The sequence below is a fragment of the Armatimonas sp. genome (genome assembly GCF_043760365.1).
Taxonomy (GTDB): domain Bacteria; phylum Armatimonadota; class Armatimonadia; order Armatimonadales; family Armatimonadaceae; genus Armatimonas.
This window is the reverse complement of sequence record NZ_JAYUPA010000425.1, coordinates 1-1,740: the sequence shown is the minus strand read 5'-3', so window position 1 is coordinate 1,740 and position 1,740 is coordinate 1. Positions and strand designations below refer to the sequence as shown.

General features: G+C 55.5%; 2 protein-coding genes. One reads left to right on the top strand and one right to left on the bottom strand.

Features of this window, described 5'->3' with window-relative positions; genetic code table 11:
• On the top strand, positions 1 to 1,130 hold a 1,130-nt coding region (locus ACH2EH_RS09985; RefSeq protein WP_395141263.1), incomplete at its 5' end, for a type I restriction-modification enzyme R subunit C-terminal domain-containing protein.
• A 47-nt stretch (positions 1,131 to 1,177) separates the two neighbouring features.
• Here the strand turns inward: ACH2EH_RS09985 and ACH2EH_RS09980 are convergent.
• A partial coding sequence (locus ACH2EH_RS09980) for a hypothetical protein (protein WP_395141261.1) occupies positions 1,178 to 1,740 on the bottom strand: 563 nt, incomplete at its 5' end.

Below are 1,740 nucleotides of genomic sequence, written 5' to 3'. Positions count from 1 at the left end.
TCAAAAAGCGCCTGGAGCTACTCCAGGGTTTGCGGGCAAAGCCACTGACAGTCGGGCAAGTCATCGAGCGAGGACGGGAGTATGGCACCCTGGATGTCGAGCTTGCCGATCAGCTCCACACCGAAGTCTCGGCAATGAACGTCGCCAACTTCCTGGTTCGCCCCAAGCGCGGGATTGTCGAGCGCTTTGTGGAACGTGCCGCCTGGGACGAACTACCCCCTGAGACAGCTCAGGAAGTCGCGGAGAACCTGGCAGGACTTCCCACGGAGCTAGACCCCGAGGACATCACCGCCCGCCAGTTCGACCTGCTCCTGCTGGGGCTTCAACTTGGCGTACTCACTCCCTCCAAAGCGAGTCTGAAGCCACAAAAGCAAGTGCGCGAGATCGCGGGGCTGCTGGAAGAGAAAGCCAACGTCCCAGCAGTGGCTGCGCAAATGGAACTCATCCAGGAGCTTCAAGAAGACGCGTTCTGGAAGGGGGTTACCGTTGTCCTACTGGAGAACGTCCGCAAGAAACTCCGCGACTTGGTCAAGTTCATTGACCGCAGCAGCCGCAACGTCGTCTACACTGATTTCGAGGATGAGATGGGATCGGCTCAGGAGATCGAACTCCCGATGCTCGCCGCCAGTATCGATGCCGCCGCCTACAAGAAGAAGGTGGAGCAGTACATCAAGGAGCACTTGGATCATCCAGTCGTCAAGAAGGCTAGAGAGAACCTGCCACTGGATCGAGCCGATCTGAAGATCATGGAGCACCTTTTCCAGGAGATCGCGGGCGAGGGTGCCGAGAAGCTTTACGCCTCTGTCTTTGGACCTCAGCCGAGCCTGGGCTCCTTCCTGCGTAAGCTGGTCGGCTTAGATCGCGAAGCCGCCAAGAAAGCCTTCGGGCAGTTCTTGGAAGGCACCAACTACACGACAGCACAGATCGGTTTCGTCAACCAGATCATCGACTACCTCACCGCAAACGGCGTGATGGACCCCGGACTCCTCTACGAGCAACCCTTCACCAACTTCAGTCCGATGGGCCTAGATGGTATCTTCAAGGGTAAAGACGCCGAGCTGATCGTCGGTATCCTCTCGGGGATCAACGCCAATGCGGGAATCGTCACAAGCAACATAGCCTACGCATAAAGCTTTCTCCAACCTGAACACGCTCATGGGTATGAACCCTACCCGAATCACGAAGTTGGGATCAGGGCTGCTATTAACCCAACTGCCGGATAACGGAATCTATGTTGGAAGAGATGTTCTGAAACCTGCTTCTGGAGAAACATTTCCGCTTGTTGCACGATCTCCCATGCACTAGCTGTCGGAGCCTCACTAGGACGTGATAGAGAAATACGGCGCAAGGGGAGCTCATTAAGACGCTTGAGGAGTGTGCTATCAGTAATAATAACAGACTCTGCTCCAAGCACGACGCCAACAGTCACCGGTTGTGGACCACCCACTTCAATGCTCTCGCGACTATAGATCCGAAAAACGATAAGGGACTCTGGAAGAATTTCCCTAGGAACGGCAGCTACAACAACATCCCGCAGGAGTGCCTGTGCCAAGGCTGTATCCACTAGTGAGTCGCCTGCGCCTAATAGCCGTGCCTCCCGATCACTACGATCAAAAGTAACTCCCTGGTATTCAGGATGGATGGCGGGATCACTTCCACGCCAGGCATCCGGGGTTTTAAAGGAAAGTACTGTTTTCTCTTCAGCATCTGTCTGAGGGCGACGCCCACCGAGAACAAGTG